Source organism: Burkholderia sp. BCC1985, assembly GCF_905339915.1.
Lineage (GTDB): Bacteria > Pseudomonadota > Gammaproteobacteria > Burkholderiales > Burkholderiaceae > Burkholderia.
In genome coordinates this window covers 121,189-138,101 of the sequence record NZ_CAJPGY010000016.1, presented here as the reverse complement: position 1 = coordinate 138,101, position 16,913 = coordinate 121,189, and the positions used below count along the sequence as shown (strand labels likewise).

Here is a 16,913-nt window from a genome sequence, read left to right as displayed (position 1 = left end):
CGATGTCAAACTGAACAAAATGGCAGCGCGAGCATGCGCCTTCGCTGAAGCGTGAACCTAGAAGCGCTCGACGCGCACCTCGACCGAGTCCTTGGGCACGGTCAGCCGCGTGCGGTCGAGCAGGGCATCCGCGGGCGCGGTGGCGTCCGGGTTCAACGGCCTCACTTTGTTGAACACCACGGAAAAACGCTCCGGCGTGACGGTGGCTGACGCATAGCCCTGTGCGTCGTGGTCGGCGTGGCGCAGATCGGGGTTGTTCGTCGTCAGGAAGGTGTCGAGTTTGGCCGGGGTGGAGGCCAGCGATGCAAACGGCGTGCCGCTCCATGCGGCTTTCAGGTAGGAATAGAAGGACGCGCTGCTGATGCCTGCGCAGACGAAGTCGACGGCCACGGGCGTGCCTTTTGCAGGGTCGGGGTCGTCCCGCACGACGCCGCACTGAAACGCATGCAGGTCCCCGCTGATCGCGACGACGTTGCGGATTCCCTGCTCGTTCAGGTATGAGAGCAGCTCGCGTTTGTGCGCCGGATAGCCGTCCCATGCGTCGCAATCGATCACGAGGCGTGCCGCCGGTGTCTGCGGCGCGCCGGGCATCACGGCCCACAGGCGATTCAACATCACCTCGTTGCCCCACACCTTCCAGGTCGCGGGCGAACCCTTCATCGTGGCCTTCCACCATTGCGTCTGCTCCGGGCCGAGCATCGACGGCGCGCGACCAAGCTGCGCGGTAGCCTGCGCCTCCAGGCGCTGCAGCACACCCTGGTTGACGAAGTAGCGCGAGCCGGCTGCGTCGTCGCCGTTGACCGGGTCGTGCCCGCGTGCACGCGCGACAGACGCCTCGCTGACGACATGGTCGTCGCGATACAGCCGCTCGTCCGTCATCACGAGATGCATCAGCGTGCCGAAGCGAAATTCGCGATAGATACGAATGTTGGTGTACGACGGATTGTCCGGTTCGAAGCGCACGTCGCTCCAGTCCACCGGCATGTACTCCGCCCACGCGCGACTGGCGTTGCGGCGGCGCTGCGTCTCCTGCCTTTCCTCGTTGGTGTAGACCTGGTGATCCTGCCAGCAGTCGTCGGAAAACTCGTGGTCGTCCCATATCGCGATCATCGGCAGGCGCTGGTGCAGCGTCTGCAAGCGCGGGTCGGTACGATAGGTGCGATAGAGCGTCCGATAGTCTTCGAGCGTATCGGCATACACGCGGCCATCGGCGAGCGGCTTTCCGTCAGGCAGGCGCAGCGGCGGGTGCGCCGCCTCGACGGCGCCGGGTTTCGAGGTCCCAACCGTCTCATAGATGTAATCGCCCACATGCACGACGAAATCGAGATCGCTTTCGGCTGCCAGCAGGCTCATGGCTTGCCAGTGATTGATGCTCCAGTCCTGGCAGGTGAGCCATGCGAAGCGAACGCGGTGGTTGGCCTCGTCGGCATCGGGAGCCGTGCGCGCGACGCCGGTGGCACTCACGTCGCCGCCGGCGACGAACCGGTAGTGGTACGTGAGATTCGGTGCGAGCTGCGTTACCTTCGCGCGCACGGTGAAGTCATAGGTGGCGCGTGCTCCCAACGGTACGCTGGCGACGAGCGTCGAGAAATCCGGCCGCGTCGATACTTCGAGTCGTAACGGGATCGTGTGCGCGACGCCTTTCGCGCGGTGCCGCGCGTTCTCGGCGACGGGCACGCAGCGCGTCCAGAACACGACGGAGCGATCGCGCGGATCACCGCTGGCGACGCCTTGCGGGAACCGATACCGGCCCTTGCGCGCGGTGCCGGCAGATCGGGCCGACAGCGGAGCGACGAGCGTACCGGTGGCTGCCGCAACCGTGAAAAAGGTCGACGACTTGAGGAAATGGCGGCGATCCATCGATCCTCCCGATCGACATACCAAGGATGCCAGGAGAGGAGCGTCGCGACGCAGCAGTACGCGATCGCGTCGCTCGCCCTGCAATCCGGAACATCGGCACGACGTTGCCGTCAGGCGGCGAATACGACTTCGATATGCCCTTCGACTTCGGACTGACGGTCAGGCCCGACGACGATCTGCACGTCGCGTCCGAGCTTCGCCAGACATTCCAGCATCTTCGTTTCGCTCACGCCGCGAAACTGCCCGCGCAGCATGTTCGACAGCTTCGGCTGCGTCATGCCGAGCAGCCGGGCCGCCTGCTGCTGCGTCCATTTGCGCGCCTTGATGATCTCCGCGATCTTGGCGGCGAGTTGAGCCTTCACGCGCATTTCGTCGGCATCGCGCATGCCCAGATCAGCGTAGACGTTCCCGCTGCCCGGTTCGATTTCGATCATCGTCTTGCTCCTTGTGCGTGTGCTTCGGCTGCTTTCAGGCGTGCGTGGACGAGATCGCCGTCCGGCTTCGGCGTCGCGATGCCGCACGATGATTTTTTCTGGAAGCAGTGCAGCACGTAGACGCTGCTCCCGAGCTTCACCGTGTGGACGGCGCGGTACGTGCCGTTGTCTTCCGATTCCACGATCTCGAGCACGCCGGCCGATCCGAACCCTCGCAACGGTTTCGCCTGCTCGTGCTTGCGTCCGGTCTGCGCCAGATACAGCGCATAACCGAACGTGTCCTGCACGGCTTCGGGCATCGCTTTGAGGTCCTTGCGCGCCGAGCCGAGCCAATACAGCGGTTTGATGTACGGATCCATCGATGAATTTATCCCTATTTGGGTATATTTTCAAGGTGCGCGCAGGAACCCGGTGCGACCGTTCGCATGCGGTGTGAGGGCGGGGCAGGCTGGAGGTGAACGCCGACGGGCGATGCCGGCTCGGCACCGCGGTGCGTGTTGACGAAGGCGAGCGCGCGCGTGATCTTCCGGCCGATGGCCGTTCCTTCACATCGTTGCGTCGCGGGGAGACCGGGGCAATTCAGCCGTTCGACAGAGGGCGATCGCTTTGGGTCGATGACGGCGGGAAGCGGGTTGTTCGTTGCCGAAGAACGGCGATCGTACGTGCGTGCGTGTCGCGCCGGACGATCAATCGTCCTTGCCCCATCGCCACCCGGGCTTCTCGCCCTTGAGCCAGCAAACGGCAGTCAGCAGCGCGACCAGTACCACGATGCAGGCACCGTATGCGATCGGCGATTGGTGCGGCGGCACCAGCCACGCGCTCGCGATGATCCCGATCGCGAACAGCAGCAGCACGACCCAACCTTGCCATGCGACAGGCAAACCCCATCCCCAGCCGTAGCGCTTCGCGGGAAACCAGATCTTCTTGCCGTTCGAGGTCATGCGTCCTCCTTCGATCAATGAACGCGGCGTAGCGCCAACGGCGCGGTGAAGTCGTGCATCACCAGGCGTTCGGTACGGTTCCCGCTGCCACCAATGCTATCCTCTCGTCCGCTCATCCAGCGTCACCCAGCGAGATTCAATCATGACCCGACTGATCAAGCGCGCGTCCGCCGAGGCGCGCGCGTTCAAAAAACGCAAGCCGTCCGCCTACAACGGCTCCGAACAGCTCCAGCCGCCGCGCGTGAAGCGCCGCCCGGAGATCGACGAACACGACGACGTGCCCGTCCTCGACGCACCGCGCAAGCCGCGCTTCGCGCCCGTCACGTTCTCGGAAGAGCGCGGCGTGCGCTTCCTGCACTTCGGTACCGAATGGGTGCAGGGCGCGATGCGGATTTCGAAGCCGCTCGCCATCGAGCTCGAATACGCGCAGCAGATGATGGCGTGGCTGCTGTTCCTCGAAACGCCCGAGCGGATCGTCCAGCTCGGGCTCGGCACCGGCGCGCTGACGAAGTTCTCGCACCGCTTCCTGCCGCACGCGAAGGTCGAGGCCGTCGAATTGAACCCGGCCGTGATCGTCGCCGCACGCACGATGTTCGCGCTGCCGCCCGACGACGCACGCCTCGTCGTGCACGAAGCCGACGCGTGGGACTTCGTCAACGATCCGGCCAACCGCGGCACGACGGGCGCACTGCAGATCGACCTGTACGACGCGACCGCACGCGGCCCGGTGCTCGACAGCGTCGCGTTCTACCGCGCGGTGCGCGGCTGCCTCGCCGACGCGGGCATCGCGACGATCAACCTGTTCGGCGACCATCCGAGCTTCGTGCGCAACATGAAGCACCTGAACGCGGCGTTCGACCATCGCGTGATCGCGCTGCCGGAAGTGCACGACGGCAACCGGATCGCGATCGCGTTCTCGGGCCCCGCGCTCGACGTGTCGTTCGCGCAGCTGGAAGCGCGCGCGAAACTGATCGAGGACACGCTGAAGCTGCCCGCGCGCAAGTGGGTGAAAGCTTTGAAAGAAACGATCGGCGCACGCGAATCCTCGTTCGCGATCTGACGCTCATGCGCCGGCCGCATGCCGGTGCAACCGCATGACTGGGGGCGGATCACCTCGGGTTCGCCCCCGCTTGACCGCGCGTTCGCGGCTCCTATACTGGCGCGAAGCCAGGGGAGCCGCAGCTTACCCGTTTTGCCGCTCCTCTCGCCGCCGCACCCGCTTGACAAGATCGATAACCGGGAAAGATGAGGAGACGTCATGGCTCACGATGCCGACGCCAATCGGGCCGCCAAGCGCTGGCTCTGGCTGCTGGTACTGCCGCTGATCGCGATGGTGTGGGTACCGTCGTACAGCAAGATCGAACCGCAATGGTTCGGATTTCCGTTCTTCTACTGGTACCAGCTCCTTTGGGTCTTCATTAGCGCGGTGATCACCGCGTTCGTCTATTTCAAGACCAAGAACGCGTGGAAGGCGAGCGGCCCGCAGGGAGGTGCGCGATGAATCTCGGCGCGACCTTCGTTTTCGTGCTCCTGTTCATCGGTGTCACGATCATCGGTTTCCTGGCCGCCAACTGGCGGCGCGGCGATCTCGCCCATCTCGACGAATGGGGCCTCGGCGGCCGCCGCTTCGGCACGATCGTCACGTGGTTCCTGCTCGGCGGCGACCTCTACACGGCCTATACGTTCGTCGCGGTGCCCGCGCTCGTGTTCGGCGCCGGCGCGATGGGCTTCTTCGCGCTGCCGTACACGATCCTGATCTACCCGTTCGCGTTCGTCGTGTTCCCGAAGCTGTGGAGCATCGCGAAGCGTCACGGCTACGTGACGGCCGCCGACTTCGTGAACGCACGCTACGGCAGCCGGATGCTCGCGCTCGCGATCGCGGTGACGGGCATCCTCGCGACGATGCCGTACATCGCGCTGCAGCTCGTCGGCATCGAAGTCGTGATCGGCGCGCTCGGCTTCGACACGACGGGCTTCGTCGGCGACCTGCCGCTGATCATCGCGTTCGCGATCCTCGCCGCGTACACGTACACGTCGGGGCTGCGCGCGCCCGCGATGATCGCGATCGTGAAGGACATCCTGATCTACATCACGATCGCCGCGGCGGTCATCGTGATCCCGGCGAAGCTCGGCGGCTTCGGCCACATCTTCGCGAGCGTGCCGCCCGCGAAGCTGCTGCTGAAGGCACCCGACGCGGCGAGCCTGAACGGCTACAGCGCGTACGTGACGCTCGCGATCGGCTCGGCGCTCGCGCTGTTCCTGTATCCGCACTCGGTCACGGCGATCCTGTCGTCGTCGTCCGGCAACTCGATCCGCCGCAACATGGCGATGCTGCCCGCGTACTCGTTCGTGCTCGGCTTGCTCGCGCTGCTCGGCTACATGGCGCTTGCGGCGGGCGTGAAGGACATGCCGCAGTACGCGCCGTACTTCAAGGCGTTCGGCCCGAACTTCGCGGTGCCCGCGCTGTTCCTCGAGTATTTCCCGTCGTGGTTCGTCGGCGTCGCGTTCGCGGCGATCGGCATCGGCGCGCTGGTGCCGGCGGCGATCATGTCGATCGCGGCCGCGAACCTCTATACGCGCAACATCCACCGCGAGTTCATCAACCGCGACATGACGCACGACCAGGAGACGCACGTCGCGAAGCTCACGTCGCTGATCGTGAAGGTCGGCGCGGTCGCGTTCATCCTCGGGCTGCCGCTCACCTATGCGATCCAGCTGCAGCTGCTCGGCGGGATCTGGATCATCCAGACGCTGCCCGCGATCGTGCTCGGCCTGTACACGCGGCTGCTCGACCATCGCGGCCTGCTGGCCGGCTGGGCGGCAGGCATCGTGTGCGGCACGTGGATGGCGGTGTCGCTGAAGCTCGCGAGCTCGATCTTCACGATCCACCTGTTCGGCCTCGCGATTCCCGGCTACGCGGCCGTGTGGTCGCTGGTCGTGAACCTGGTGGTGGCGGTGGCGGTGAGCGTGCTGGTGCGCGCGATGGGCATGGCGCATGCGGAGGATCGCACGCGGCCGGAGGATTATCTCGACGTCGTCGAGGGTTGATGCGGGCGGCGCGGCCGCGTGTCGCGGGCCGCGCATCGCGCAGCGGCAACGACGCCCGTCACTGCGAAGTGGCGGGCGTTTTCGCGGGTGTCAGCCCTGCGCGCGTTTCACGAGATCCTCGCGTTGCGACAGGTCTTCGACGTTGACCATCCAGTGCACGCCGAAACGGTCCTTCGCCATCCCGAAGCCGAGCGCCCAGAACGTCTTGCCGAACGGCATCGTCACTTCGCCGCCGTCGGCGAGCGCATTGAACAGCTTCTGGCCTTCCTCGACCGTCGCCGGGTTCAGCGACAGCGAATAGCCGGCGTGCGTGCCGCCCGGCTGGCTGCAGTCGCCGTCCGAGCACATGATCATCGAGTCGCCGATCGTGAAGCTCGCATGCATCACCTTGTCGGCCATCTCGGGCGTGATCGCGTGTTCGGGATTCGGCGGCGCATCCTTGAAGCGCATCTTGAACATCGTCTTCGCGCCGAGCGCCTTTTCGTAGAACTGAAGGGCCTCTTCCGCGCGGCCGTAGAACGTCAGATACGGTTGGACTTGCATCGTTGTCTCCTGTTGACCGAGCCGGCGCGTCGGTGCCGGCGCGGGTACTTCCAAGATTGACCGGGAAGAGCACGCCGGGATGCGGCCGGCGCACTCGTGACGTGGATTGTAGTGCGCGCGTCTGACGATGGAATGAAAAATAAAAACGGCCGCGAACACGCGGTTCGCGGCCGTTCGTCACGCTGCTGACGGCTGTTGTCAGGGTTGCTGACAGTTCAACTGACGGGCCGTCACGTCACGTGCGGCGTGGTTCAGCGCAGCCCGTCGATCAGCTTTTCGAGCTTCACCGCATCGGCGGCGAACACGCGGATGCCTTCGGACAGCTTTTCGGTCGCCATCGCTTCGTCGTTCAGCTGGAAGCGGAACGACGCCTCGTCGATCGCGACGCGCTCGGTCGGCTTGTCCTGCAGCGCGTCCGGCGACAGCTTGCGCGCCACCGTTTCGGTGCTGTCGTGCAGCTTCTGCAGCAAATCGGGGCTGATCGTCAGCAGGTCGCAGCCCGCGAGCTCGGTGATCTGGCTCGTCGTGCGGAAGCTCGCGCCCATCACTTCGGTGTTGTAGCCGAACGTCTTGTAGTAGGTGTAGATGCGGCGCACCGACTGCACGCCCGGATCGTTCGCACCGCCGTTCTTCGCTTCATCCCAGTCGGCGCCGGCCTGCTTCTTGTACCAGTCGTAGATGCGGCCGACGAACGGCGAGATCAGTTGCGCGCCGGCTTCCGCGCACGCGGCGGCCTGCACGAGCGAGAAAAGCAGGGTCATGTTGCACTTGATCCCTTCCTTCTGCAGCACCTCGGCCGCGCGAATGCCTTCCCACGTCGACGCGAGCTTGATCAGGATGCGCTCGCGGCCGACGCCGGCGGCTTCGTACAGTGCGATGAGTTCGCGACCCTTGTCGATCGAGCGCTGCGTGTCGAACGACAGGCGCGCATCGACCTCGGTCGACACGCGGCCCGGAATCAGCTTCAGGATCTCGGTGCCGAATGCGATCAGCAGGCGGTCGATGATGAAATCGGTGCTTTCGTTGCGATGATCGCGGACGGTTTTCTCGAGGATCGGCTTGTATGCGTCCTTCTGGACGGCCTTCAGGATCAGCGACGGGTTCGTGGTCGCATCCTGCGGCTTGTATTGCGCAAGCTGCTGGAAATCGCCCGTGTCGGCGACGACGGTCGTGTACTGCTTCAGCTGGTCGAGTGCGGTAGTCATGGCGATTCGGAAGAAGGGCGCGGCGCGCCGGGTTCTCACGGGCCGCGCGAGCGCGGCGGCGAAGCGAGGCGGCGCCGGGCGCCGCCTTCGATCCATCATTTTAGGCCCGATTCGTGTCGGGCACGTTTTGGCGGGTCCGGCGCCTGCCGTGGCGGGCGTCGCGCCGCATCACGCGGGGCGCCGCGCGTTCAGGATCACCTGCGTGACGATCCCCGCGACGAGGCCCCAGAACGCCGAGCCGATCGACAACAGCGTCAGACCCGACGCGGTGACCATGAACGTGACGAGCGCGGCTTCGCGCTGCTTCACGTCCTGCATCGCGTTCGCGAGCCCGCTCATGATCGAGCCGAACAGCGCGAGCGCGGCGACCGACACGACGAGCGCCTTCGGCAGTGCCGCGAACAGCGCGGCGATCGTCGCGCCGAAGATCCCGGCGATCAGGTAGAACGTGCCGCACCACACGGCGGCCGTGTAGCGTTTCGCGTGATCCTCGTGCGCTTCGGGGCCCGTGCAGATCGCCGCGGTGATCGCCGCGAGGTTCACGCCGTGCGAGCCGAACGGCGCGAGCAGCAGCGACGCGAGGCCGGTGGACGCGATCAGCGGCGACGACGGGGTCGAATAGCCGTCCGCGCGCAGCACCGCGATGCCCGGCACGTTCTGCGACGCCATCGCGACGACGAACAGCGGAATGCCGATGCTGACGATCGACGCGATCGAGAACGCGGGCATCGTGAACACGGGTTGCGCGAGCGCGATGTGGAAGCGGCTGAAGTCGAGCAGGCCGAGGCCGCCGGCCACCACGGTGCCGACGAGCAGCGTCGTGACGATCGCGTAGCGCGGCGCGAGCCGCTTGACGATCAGGTAGGTGAAGAACATCGCGAGCACGAGCGCGGTCTGGAACTGCGCGGCGCGGAAGATCTCGATGCCGATCTCGAACAGGATGCCCGCGAGCAGGGCGGCGGCGATGCCGGCCGGAATGCGCCGCATCAGCGTGTCGAACAGCCCGCTCAGGCCGACCGCGGTCAGCAGCAGTGCGCACACGACGAACGCGCCGATGGCTTCGGGATACGGTACGCCGGGCAGCGACGCGATCAGCAGCGCGGCGCCGGGCGTCGACCACGCGACCACGACGGGCGCGCGAAAGCGCAGCGACAGGCCGATCGTCGTCAGCGCCATGCCGATCGACAGCGCCCAGATCCACGACGAGATCTGCGCGTCGGTCAGGTGCGCGGCGCGGCCGGCCTGGAACATCAGCACGAGCGAGCTCGTGTAGCCCGTCATCATCGCGACGAAGCCGGCGACGAGCGCCGAGACGGACGTATCGGTGAAAAAGCGGCGGCCGCCGGCGCGGCCAGCGCTCGCGGTGGGCGAAGGGTTCATGCTATCTCCGGGGGAGGCCGCCTGGACGCGGCCTTCGTGTCTGCAGGGTGGGTTCGTTACTTGCTGAGTGCGCGCATCGCGGTTTCGAGGCCCGCGAGCGTGAGCGGGTACATGCGCTGACCGAGCACGTCGCGAATGATCGAGACCGATTGCCGGTATTCCCATAGCCGCTCGGGCTCCGGGTTCAGCCATGCATGGTGGGGGAACTGGTCGGCGAGGCGGCGCAGCCAGACGGCGCCGGCTTCCGGATTGTTGTATTCGACCGAGCCGCCGGGCTGCAGCACCTCGTACGGGCTCATCGTCGCGTCGCCGACGAAGATCAGCTTGTAGTCGGGCGTGAACTTGTGCAGCACGTCCCACGTCGCGGTGCGCTCCGCGTGACGGCGGCGGTTGTTCTTCCACAGGTGGTCGTACACGCAGTTGTGGAAGTAGTAGAACTCCAGGTGCTTGAACTCGGCCTTCGCGGCCGAGAACAGCTCCTCGGTGCGCTTGATGTGGTCGTCCATCGAGCCGCCGACGTCGAGCAGCATCAGCACCTTCACGTTGTTGTGGCGCTCGGGCACCATCCGCAGGTCGAGCCAGCCCGCGTTCGCGGCCGTGCTGCGGATCGTGCCGGGCAGGTCGAGCTCCTCGGCCGCGCCTTCGCGCGCGAAGCGGCGCAGGCGCCGCAGCGCGACCTTGATGTTGCGCGTGCCGATCTCGACGGAATCGTCGTAGTCGCGATAGGCGCGCGCTTCCCACACCTTGACCGCGGTGCGGTTGCCGTTCGACGGGCCGCCGATGCGCATGCCTTCTGGGTTGTAGCCGCCGTGCCCGAACGGCGACGTGCCGCCGGTGCCGATCCACTTGTTGCCGCCTTCGTGGCGTTCCTTCTGCTCGTCGAGCAGTTCCTTCAGGCGCTCCATCAGCTTGTCGAGGCCGCCCATCGCTTCGATCTGCGCCTTTTCCTCCGGCGACAGCTCGCGCTGGAGGCGTTTCTCGAGCCAGTCGAGCGGAACGTCGAACGCGTCGGAAGGCAGGGCGGACACGCCGTGGAAATACGCGCCGAACGCCTGGTCGAACTTGTCGAAGTACTGCTCGTCCTTGACGAGCGTCATCCGCGCGAGGAAGTAGAACGCGTCGATCGACGGCGAGATCAGCCCGGCCTTCAGCGATTCGAGCAGCGTCAGGTATTCCTTCACCGAGACGGGCAGCTTGGCTGCGCGCAGCGCGTAGAAGAAATTGAGCAGCATGGCCGGGCCTTCGCGGGTGGGTTACCGGTTGTGCCGGTTCATGTAGACGAGCCGCTCGAGCAGGCTCAGATCCTGCTCGTTCTTCAGCAGCGCGCCCGCGAGCGGCGGCACGATCTGCTTCGCGTCGACGCCGCGCAGCGCGTCGGCCGGGATGTTCTCGGCGAGCAGCAGCTTCAGCCAGTCGAGCAGTTCGGACGTCGACGGCTTCTTCTTCAATCCCGACACGGCGCGCAGCTCGAAGAAGCTCTCGAGCGCCGCGCGCAGCAGTTCCTCGCGGATGTCCGGGAAGTGGACCGCGACGATCTGCTGCATCGTCGACGGATCGGGAAACTGGATGTAGTGGAAGAAGCAGCGGCGCAGGAATGCGTCGGGCAACTCCTTCTCGTTGTTCGACGTGATGATCACGAGCGGGCGGTGCTTCGCGCGCACGGTCTCGCGCGTCTCGTACACGTGGAATTCCATCCGGTCGAGTTCGCGCAGCAGGTCGTTCGGGAATTCGATGTCGGCCTTGTCGATCTCGTCGATCAGCAGCACGCTCGGGCGCTCGGCGTCGAACGCCTGCCACAGCACGCCCTTCACGATGTAGTTCGCGATGTCCTTCACGCGCGCGTCGCCGAGCTGCGAGTCGCGCAGCCGCGACACCGCGTCGTATTCGTACAGGCCCTGCTGCGCCTTCGTCGTCGACTTGATGTGCCACTGCAACAGCGGCATGTCGAGCGCGGCTGCCACTTCCTCGGCGAGCATGGTCTTGCCGGTGCCGGGCTCGCCCTTGATCAGCAGCGGGCGCTGCAGCGTCAGCGCGGCATTGACCGCGAGCTTCAGGTCGTCGGTGGCGACGTAGTGCGAGGATCCTTCGAAACGCATGGCGGCGCTCTTTCCTGGTCGCAAAAAAACCCAGTATAAGTCAGAAGGGCTGTCCGGTTGGGCCGGGGCCGCGTATCGTTGCGGGGCTGCGGCGGGGCGGACCGGGGCGCCGTATGGACGCATTCCCCGCCGACGCGGTACAATCTGGCCGTTTTTTTTGGCCTGCGTGGCGACCGACAAGCAAAACGGCGCGGGCCGTTGCCGCTTCGGCGCCAGTTTCCCCTCAAGCTAGGTTACAAGAGCTATGAACAAATTCGTCGGCAAACACGTCGTTGTCGCAGCGCTCGTGGCGCTCGCGGGCAGCGCGCAGGCGGCCGGTGTGGTCGGCAACCCGAAGGACGGGGCAAGCAAGGCCGCCATGTGTATCGGTTGCCACGGCATCCAGGATTACCGCGCGGCGTATCCGGAGGTCTACCGGGTGCCCGTCCTCGGCGGCCAGAACCAGCAATACCTCGAGAACGCGCTGAAGGCCTACCGCAAGAAAGATCGTCACTTCCCGTCGATGAACGCGATCGCCGGTTCGCTGACGGACCAGGACATCGCGGATCTGGCGGCTTACTACGCCGTCCAGAAGGCCGACACGAAGGACAATCCCTACAAGTAAAGCGCGCGCCGCCGATCTGACCGGCGGGACAGGAGCATTCATGAACAACGCATTCAAGACGGCGGCGGTTGCACTGGCGGCCGGCCTCGCGATCGGTACCGCGCATGCGGCGGACACCACGAAGGGCAAGGAGCTGGTCGAGTCGCACAACTGCGCGGCCTGCCACGGCGCGCAGCTGAACAAGCCGATCAACGCAGAATATCCGCGCCTCGCGGGCCAGCACGCCGACTACCTCGTGTGGGCGATGCGCCAGTACCAGATGGGGCTGACGAACCCGCTGCTCGGTCGCAACAACGCGATCATGCAGGCGCAGGTGCAGAACCTGTCGGTCAGCGACATGAAGGACATCGCGGCCTACATCGAGTCGCTGAAAGAGACGGATCTCGTCTTCAAGAAGTAAGCGCGCCGGACCTTGCCGGTCCGTGCAGCCGGAATACCCCGCCGCGGCGGGGTATTTTTTTGTCCGCGGCGCTCAGTCGCGCGACGCGCGGCGCAGGATGCGCTGCAGGTACGCGTCCGTATCGGGCGGCGTGCCGGTGCGCTGCGCTTCCCAGATCGTCTCGCCGAGGCACTCCATGATCATGTGCTGCGCCTCGTGGGTCGAGTCGAGCTTTGCGGCCAGCTTGTCGTGCGCGGCGCGAATGCCGGGCGGCTGGTCGATCGACAGCTGCTCGCTGATCGCGAGGTGCATCGACAGATGCAGGAACGGGTTCGTGCGGCCTTCCTCGGGCGTGTAGTTGCGCGCGGCGGCGCCGTCGGCGTCCGCGAGGTCGTCGTGGTATTCCGGATGCTCGACGATCCAGTCGGCTGCCATCGCTTCCAGCGGCGTCAGGATCTCGCCGGCGCGCTGCTTGCGCCAGGTCTCGGTGAAAAAGCGACGGACTTCGTCGCGACTCGGATTGAACATGGTGGGGAAACGTCGTGATTCGGGCGGCGTCATGCCGCGTCGCGCATTGTACGCCGGGTCGGCGTGCGGCGCTGGCGGCGGGTGGGGCCGGCGGGGCGCTTGCCGCGCGCAGCGGGCGCATCAGGCACATCGGGCACATCGGGCACATCAGGCACATCAGGCACATCGGGCTCATCAGGCACATCAGGCACATCGGGCGCGGTGCCGGTCGGTGCGGGCCGGCGCGCAACGGGTAAGCGCGGGCTAGGCTGCCGGCCGCCGCGCCGCTACACTCCGACGATTCCCGTCGTCGCGCTCGCACCGCTCCATCATGTCCGCCACCGTCCGCTCATCGTCCGCCGCGCTACAGGGCGCGCTCTATGTCGCGCTGTCCGCCGCCGCGTTCGGCGCGATGGCGATCTTCGGCCGCTATGCGTATGCGGCCGGCGTCGACGTGCTCGGGCTGCTGATCGTGCGCTTCGCGATCGGCGGTGCGATCCTTGCCGCGATCGCGCGGCACCGCCGCGTCGCATGGCCGCGCGGCCGCACGCTCGCGCCGCTCGTGGCGATGGGGGCGCTCGGCTACGTCGGGCAGTCGTTCTGCTATTTCAGTGCGCTCCAGCATGCGCAGGCGAGCCTCGTCGCCTTGCTGCTGTACCTGTATCCGGCCTTTGTCACGCTGCTGGCCGCATGGTGGCTCGGCGAGCGCCTCACGCGCGCGAAGGCGGTCGCGCTCGTGCTCTGCGTCGCGGGCTCCGCGCTGATGGTCGGCGGCGGCCACGGCGAGCCGCTCGGCATCGCGCTCGCGCTGGCCGCCGCGGTGATCTATTCGCTGTACATCGTCGGCGGCACGAAGGCGACGCGCGGCGTCGATCCGCTCGCGACGACCGCCATCATCTGCCTGTCGGCGACCGCGACGCTCGTCGCGATCGCGATCGTGCGGACCGCGGCGTTCGGCGCGCCGCCGCGCTGGCCGGCGACGGCTGCCGGCTGGGCGTCGATGCTCGCGATCGCCTTGGTGTCGACGGTCGCCGCGATGCTCGCGTTCTTCGCCGGGCTCGAGCGGCTGGGGGCTGCGCGCACGTCGATGCTGTCGACGCTCGAGCCGGTCGTGACGGTCGCGCTCGCGGCGCTGCTGTTCGGCGAGGCGCTGTCGCCGTTGCAGTGGATCGGCGGCGTCGCGATCCTCGCGGCCGTGCTCGCGCTCGTGCGCGCGGGCGGCGCGGCGGCCGACGACGCGACGGCGACGTCCAACGCATAGCAGGGCAGGGACAAGCCGCGGGCGCCGCAATGGCGTCCGCTGGTCGTGCCGCGCGCTGCCCTCGGCACGAGCGGCCGCGTGCAGTGCGTCAGCCGCGGCTGACGCTCACTCGTTCGGCGGCGGCGTTTTCGGCCGGAATTCGCACAGCGGCTCGATCACGCAGTGCCAGCATTCGGGCTTGCGCGCCTTGCACACATAGCGTCCGTGCAGGATCAGCCAGTGATGCGCGTCCTGCAGGAATTCCTTCGGCGTGAACTTCTCGAGCGCGGCCTCCACGGCCCGCACGTCCTTGCCCGGCGCGAGCCCCGTGCGGTTCGCGACGCGGAAGATGTGCGTGTCGACCGCGATCGTCGGCTGGCCGAACGCGGTGTTCAGCACGACGTTTGCGGTCTTGCGGCCGACGCCCGGCAGGCTCTCGAGCGCTTCGCGATCGGCCGGCACCTCGCCGTCGTAGCGCTCGAGCAGGATGTTGCACGTCGCGATCACGTTCTTCGCCTTGGTGCGGTACAGGCCGATCGTCTTGATGTAGTCGGCGACGCCTTCTTCACCGAGCGCGACGATTTGTCGCGGGGTGTTCGCGACCGGGAACATCTTGCGCATCGCCTTGTTGACCGACACGTCGGTCGCCTGCGCGGACAGCATCACCGCGATCAGCAACTCGAACGGCGTCGTGTATTCGAGCTCGGTGGTCGGATGCGGATTGAGGCTTTGCAGCGTTTCGTAGATCGCGCGTCGTTTCGTGGCGTTCATGGACGGTTCTTGTCGGGCGGCGCGGACGGGCCGTTCCGGTCGTCGTGGTTCGGATCGTCGCGGGTGTCGCCGGCGGCCTCGGCGTCGCGCTGCGCCTGCTGTTCGGCGAGCCGCTTGCGGCGGGCTTCGGCCGCGTCGATCTGCGCCTGCACGGCCGCGCTCACCCCTTCGGTGTTCTTCGGCCCGGCGCCTTGCCCGGACAGTTCTTCCTTCTTCTTGCGTGCGCGTTCGAGCGCGGCGGCGATGATCGCGCGCTTCTTCGCGTCGGCGTCGTCGGCCGGGGCAGCGCCCGGTGCGCCCGGCTGTTCCGCGGCCGGCGCAGCCTTGGCCGCGCTGGCGCTGGCGCTGGCGCCGGCGCTGGCCGCGCGGCGGGCGGCGGCGCGCGCCTCGGCGGCCTCGCGTTCGCGACGCTGGCGTGCGAGCCGGCGGTCGTGGCGCTCGCGCGCGGCGTCCGCCTGTTCCTGCGACCACGCGTCCCAGCCGGTGCGCTCGTCGGTCACGGGGACCATCGCGATGCAGTCGACCGGGCAGGGCGGTACGCACAGGTCGCAGCCCGTGCACAGCGATTCGACGATCGTGTGCATCTGTTTCGGTGCGCCGATGATCGCGTCGACCGGGCACGCCTGCATGCACAGCGTGCAGCCGATGCACAGGCTTTCGTCGATGAACGCGACGGCGCGCGGATGCTCGGCGCCGTTGACGGGATTCAGCGGGATCACGGGCTTGCCGAGCAGGCGCGCGAGGCGTGCGATGCCTTCGGCGCCGCCGGGCGGGCACTGGTTGTAGTTCGCGTCGCCGGCGGCGATCGCTTCGGCGTACGGACGGCAGCCGTTATAGCCGCACTTCGTGCATTGCGTCTGGGGAAGCAGATCTTCGATGCGATCCGCGAGGGTCTTGGAATCGGTCACGGTGACAACGGGCGCAGCAGCGCCGAATGGCTCTCGGCCACGTCTGGCGCGGCCGGAAAGGTTTGCCAAACCTTGATTATCGCCGATTTCCCGCATTGCGCTGGACGCTGTCTGTGCGCATAATCGAACCGCTTTTTTGCAGGGGCTCAGCAGGAGGGCGGCCGCATGCGGCGCGCTCGTTCCAGGGCAGCCGGCGCCGAGGCGGTGGGGGTGCCGGTCCGGATCAGGATCACGCGGCTCACATAGCAAAACGCCACCATGAATCAGCCAAAAATCAAAAGAGATCCTGAAGGTACACGCCGCCGCATCCTGATGGCGGCAGCCGAAGAGTTCGCGGGTGGAGGGCTGTTCGGCGCACGCGTCGACCAGATCGCGCGCCGGGCCGAGACCAACGAGCGCATGCTCTATTACTACTTCGGCAGCAAGGAGCAGCTGTTTACGGCCGTGCTCGAACACGCGTTCTCCGCGCTGACCGAGGCCGAGCGCGTGCTCGATCTGGATGGCGTCGCGCCCGTCGAGGCCGTCACGCGGCTCGCGCATTTCGTGTGGGACTACTACCGCGATCATCCCGAGCTGCTGCGGCTCATCAACAACGAGAACCTGCACGAAGCGCGCTACCTGCACAAGTCGACGCGGATCCGCGAGATGATGTCGCCGATCGTCGCGAAGCTCGGCAACGTGCTGATGCGCGGCCAGAAGGCCGGGCTGTTCCGCAGCGACGTCGATCCGCTGCGCTTCTACGTGACGCTGTCGGGGCTCGGCTATTACATCGTGTCGAACCGCTTCACGCTCGCCGCGACGCTCGGCCGCGACTTCAGCGAAGCCGACGAGCGCGCGGAGATGGTCAGGATGAACACCGAGTTGCTGCTCGCGTATCTGCTGCGGCGCTGAGTCGACGAACCGTCGAACCGACGCGCCGATGAACCGACGCGTCGATGAATCGATGAGTCGCCGCGACCGCGACCGCCGGATAAAAAAAACGCCGCCGTGCGCAAGC

19 protein-coding genes are annotated in these 16,913 nt (G+C 66.7%); 7 read left to right on the top strand and 12 right to left on the bottom strand.

Annotated features, from left to right (window positions below; translation table 11 throughout):
• Nucleotides 1-57: 57 nt before the first annotated feature.
• The 4 genes from U4Z31_RS18595 to U4Z31_RS18580 form a co-directional block, all read right to left on the bottom strand.
• A complete protein-coding gene (locus U4Z31_RS18595; protein ID WP_321811049.1) occupies nt 58-1,860 on the bottom strand; it encodes an alkaline phosphatase D family protein in 1,803 nt (600 codons plus the stop codon).
• A 110-nt stretch (nt 1,861-1,970) separates the two neighbouring features.
• Nucleotides 1,971-2,294, bottom strand: a complete 324-nt coding sequence (locus U4Z31_RS18590; RefSeq protein ID WP_039319579.1) for a helix-turn-helix domain-containing protein — start codon at nt 2,292-2,294, stop codon at nt 1,971-1,973.
• Nucleotides 2,291-2,653 (bottom strand): type II toxin-antitoxin system RelE/ParE family toxin, encoded by a 363-nt coding sequence (locus U4Z31_RS18585; RefSeq protein ID WP_321811022.1) that lies wholly within the window; start codon nt 2,651-2,653, stop codon nt 2,291-2,293. Before U4Z31_RS18585 ends, U4Z31_RS18590 begins: the two co-directional genes overlap by 4 nt.
• A 327-nt stretch (nt 2,654-2,980) precedes the next feature.
• Nucleotides 2,981-3,235, bottom strand: coding sequence for a hypothetical protein (locus U4Z31_RS18580; RefSeq protein WP_321811021.1), 255 nt, complete (start codon nt 3,233-3,235; stop codon nt 2,981-2,983).
• Between the two features lie 142 nt (nt 3,236-3,377).
• Here U4Z31_RS18580 and U4Z31_RS18575 point away from each other — a divergent pair, with 142 nt between their 5' ends.
• The 3 genes from U4Z31_RS18575 (at nt 3,378) to mctP (ending at nt 6,283) form a co-directional block, all read left to right on the top strand.
• The gene (locus tag U4Z31_RS18575) at nt 3,378-4,295 is read left to right on the top strand and encodes a spermidine synthase (RefSeq protein WP_124487185.1); all 918 of its coding nucleotides are present in this window, start codon (nt 3,378-3,380) and stop codon (nt 4,293-4,295) included.
• Between the two features lie 198 nt (nt 4,296-4,493).
• Nucleotides 4,494-4,736, top strand: coding sequence for a DUF3311 domain-containing protein (locus tag U4Z31_RS18570; protein WP_011657556.1), 243 nt, complete (start codon nt 4,494-4,496; stop codon nt 4,734-4,736).
• Complete coding sequence (mctP, locus tag U4Z31_RS18565) at nt 4,733-6,283, top strand: monocarboxylate uptake permease MctP (protein WP_044846438.1); 1,551 nt, start codon at nt 4,733-4,735, stop codon at nt 6,281-6,283. The genes U4Z31_RS18570 and mctP overlap by 4 nt, the downstream gene beginning before the upstream one ends.
• A 90-nt stretch (nt 6,284-6,373) precedes the next feature.
• Here mctP and U4Z31_RS18560 read toward each other — a convergent pair whose 3' ends face one another.
• The 5 genes from U4Z31_RS18560 to U4Z31_RS18540 form a co-directional block, all read right to left on the bottom strand.
• Nucleotides 6,374-6,826, bottom strand: coding sequence for a VOC family protein (locus tag U4Z31_RS18560; RefSeq protein WP_321811020.1), 453 nt, complete (start codon nt 6,824-6,826; stop codon nt 6,374-6,376).
• A gap of 251 nt (nt 6,827-7,077) precedes the next feature.
• On the bottom strand, nt 7,078-8,031 hold the full coding sequence (gene tal / locus U4Z31_RS18555; RefSeq protein WP_044846440.1) for a transaldolase: 954 nt from the start codon (nt 8,029-8,031) through the stop codon (nt 7,078-7,080).
• Nucleotides 8,032-8,199: 168 nt separating this feature from the next.
• Nucleotides 8,200-9,411, bottom strand: a complete 1,212-nt coding sequence (locus tag U4Z31_RS18550; protein ID WP_321811019.1) for a benzoate/H(+) symporter BenE family transporter — start codon at nt 9,409-9,411, stop codon at nt 8,200-8,202.
• Nucleotides 9,412-9,467: 56 nt separating this feature from the next.
• Nucleotides 9,468-10,643 (bottom strand): vWA domain-containing protein, encoded by a 1,176-nt coding sequence (locus tag U4Z31_RS18545; RefSeq protein ID WP_044846442.1) that lies wholly within the window; start codon nt 10,641-10,643, stop codon nt 9,468-9,470.
• 21 nt (nt 10,644-10,664) lie between these two features.
• A complete protein-coding gene (locus U4Z31_RS18540; protein ID WP_044846443.1) occupies nt 10,665-11,507 on the bottom strand; it encodes an AAA family ATPase in 843 nt (280 codons plus the stop codon).
• A 244-nt stretch (nt 11,508-11,751) separates the two neighbouring features.
• Here U4Z31_RS18540 and U4Z31_RS18535 point away from each other — a divergent pair, with 244 nt between their 5' ends.
• Nucleotides 11,752-12,111 carry a c-type cytochrome gene (locus U4Z31_RS18535; protein WP_011352793.1) on the top strand — a complete coding sequence of 120 codons (360 nt, stop codon included), beginning with the start codon at nt 11,752-11,754 and terminating at the stop codon, nt 12,109-12,111.
• Between the two features lie 40 nt (nt 12,112-12,151).
• Nucleotides 12,152-12,511, top strand: coding sequence for a c-type cytochrome (locus U4Z31_RS18530; RefSeq protein WP_011885615.1), 360 nt, complete (start codon nt 12,152-12,154; stop codon nt 12,509-12,511).
• A 72-nt stretch (nt 12,512-12,583) separates the two neighbouring features.
• Here the strand turns inward: U4Z31_RS18530 and U4Z31_RS18525 are convergent, their stop codons facing one another.
• Complete coding sequence (locus U4Z31_RS18525; RefSeq protein WP_374692714.1) at nt 12,584-13,051, bottom strand: DUF1841 family protein; 468 nt, start codon at nt 13,049-13,051, stop codon at nt 12,584-12,586.
• A 277-nt stretch (nt 13,052-13,328) separates the two neighbouring features.
• On the opposite strand from U4Z31_RS18525, the gene U4Z31_RS18520 reads away from it, so the two are divergent.
• Nucleotides 13,329-14,258 (top strand): DMT family transporter, encoded by a 930-nt coding sequence (locus tag U4Z31_RS18520; RefSeq protein ID WP_321811018.1) that lies wholly within the window; start codon nt 13,329-13,331, stop codon nt 14,256-14,258.
• Nucleotides 14,259-14,363: 105 nt separating this feature from the next.
• On the opposite strand, the gene nth is transcribed toward U4Z31_RS18520, so the two are convergent.
• Together nth and rsxB are read right to left on the bottom strand one after the other, a co-directional pair.
• Complete coding sequence (gene nth / locus U4Z31_RS18515) at nt 14,364-15,008, bottom strand: endonuclease III (RefSeq protein WP_124487190.1); 645 nt, start codon at nt 15,006-15,008, stop codon at nt 14,364-14,366.
• Nucleotides 15,005-16,012: an electron transport complex subunit RsxB gene (gene rsxB, locus U4Z31_RS18510; protein WP_321811017.1), complete on the bottom strand. Its 1,008-nt coding sequence runs from the start codon at nt 16,010-16,012 to the stop codon at nt 15,005-15,007. Before rsxB ends, nth begins: the two co-directional genes overlap by 4 nt.
• Nucleotides 16,013-16,174: 162 nt before the next feature.
• Between rsxB and U4Z31_RS18505 the strand changes: the two genes are divergently transcribed.
• Entirely contained in the window at nt 16,175-16,807 is a 633-nt protein-coding gene (locus U4Z31_RS18505; RefSeq protein ID WP_044849194.1) for a TetR family transcriptional regulator, read from the top strand.
• Nucleotides 16,808-16,913: the final 106 nt, after the last annotated feature.

Bases quoted from the DNA above. Each gene is read 5' to 3' on its own strand.
- U4Z31_RS18530 (WP_011885615.1), top strand. From the start codon at position 12,152: ATGAACAACGCATTCAAGACGGCGGCGGTTGCACTGGCGGCCGGCCTC.
- nth (WP_124487190.1), bottom strand. From the start codon at position 15,008: ATGAACGCCACGAAACGACGCGCGATCTACGAAACGCTGCAAAGCCTC.
- U4Z31_RS18545 (WP_044846442.1), bottom strand. From the start codon at position 10,643: ATGCTGCTCAATTTCTTCTACGCGCTGCGCGCAGCCAAGCTGCCCGTC.
- U4Z31_RS18590 (WP_039319579.1), bottom strand. From the start codon at position 2,294: ATGATCGAAATCGAACCGGGCAGCGGGAACGTCTACGCTGATCTGGGC.
- U4Z31_RS18580 (WP_321811021.1), bottom strand. From the start codon at position 3,235: ATGACCTCGAACGGCAAGAAGATCTGGTTTCCCGCGAAGCGCTACGGC.
- U4Z31_RS18520 (WP_321811018.1), top strand. From the start codon at position 13,329: ATGTCCGCCACCGTCCGCTCATCGTCCGCCGCGCTACAGGGCGCGCTC.
- mctP (WP_044846438.1), top strand. From the start codon at position 4,733: ATGAATCTCGGCGCGACCTTCGTTTTCGTGCTCCTGTTCATCGGTGTC.
- U4Z31_RS18570 (WP_011657556.1), top strand. From the start codon at position 4,494: ATGGCTCACGATGCCGACGCCAATCGGGCCGCCAAGCGCTGGCTCTGG.
- U4Z31_RS18595 (WP_321811049.1), bottom strand. From the start codon at position 1,860: ATGGATCGCCGCCATTTCCTCAAGTCGTCGACCTTTTTCACGGTTGCG.
- U4Z31_RS18525 (WP_374692714.1), bottom strand. From the start codon at position 13,051: ATGACGCCGCCCGAATCACGACGTTTCCCCACCATGTTCAATCCGAGT.
- U4Z31_RS18540 (WP_044846443.1), bottom strand. From the start codon at position 11,507: ATGCGTTTCGAAGGATCCTCGCACTACGTCGCCACCGACGACCTGAAG.
- U4Z31_RS18535 (WP_011352793.1), top strand. From the start codon at position 11,752: ATGAACAAATTCGTCGGCAAACACGTCGTTGTCGCAGCGCTCGTGGCG.
- tal (WP_044846440.1), bottom strand. From the start codon at position 8,031: ATGACTACCGCACTCGACCAGCTGAAGCAGTACACGACCGTCGTCGCC.
- U4Z31_RS18505 (WP_044849194.1), top strand. From the start codon at position 16,175: ATGAATCAGCCAAAAATCAAAAGAGATCCTGAAGGTACACGCCGCCGC.
- U4Z31_RS18560 (WP_321811020.1), bottom strand. From the start codon at position 6,826: ATGCAAGTCCAACCGTATCTGACGTTCTACGGCCGCGCGGAAGAGGCC.
- U4Z31_RS18550 (WP_321811019.1), bottom strand. From the start codon at position 9,411: ATGAACCCTTCGCCCACCGCGAGCGCTGGCCGCGCCGGCGGCCGCCGC.
- U4Z31_RS18575 (WP_124487185.1), top strand. From the start codon at position 3,378: ATGACCCGACTGATCAAGCGCGCGTCCGCCGAGGCGCGCGCGTTCAAA.
- U4Z31_RS18585 (WP_321811022.1), bottom strand. From the start codon at position 2,653: ATGGATCCGTACATCAAACCGCTGTATTGGCTCGGCTCGGCGCGCAAG.
- rsxB (WP_321811017.1), bottom strand. From the start codon at position 16,012: ATGCGGGAAATCGGCGATAATCAAGGTTTGGCAAACCTTTCCGGCCGC.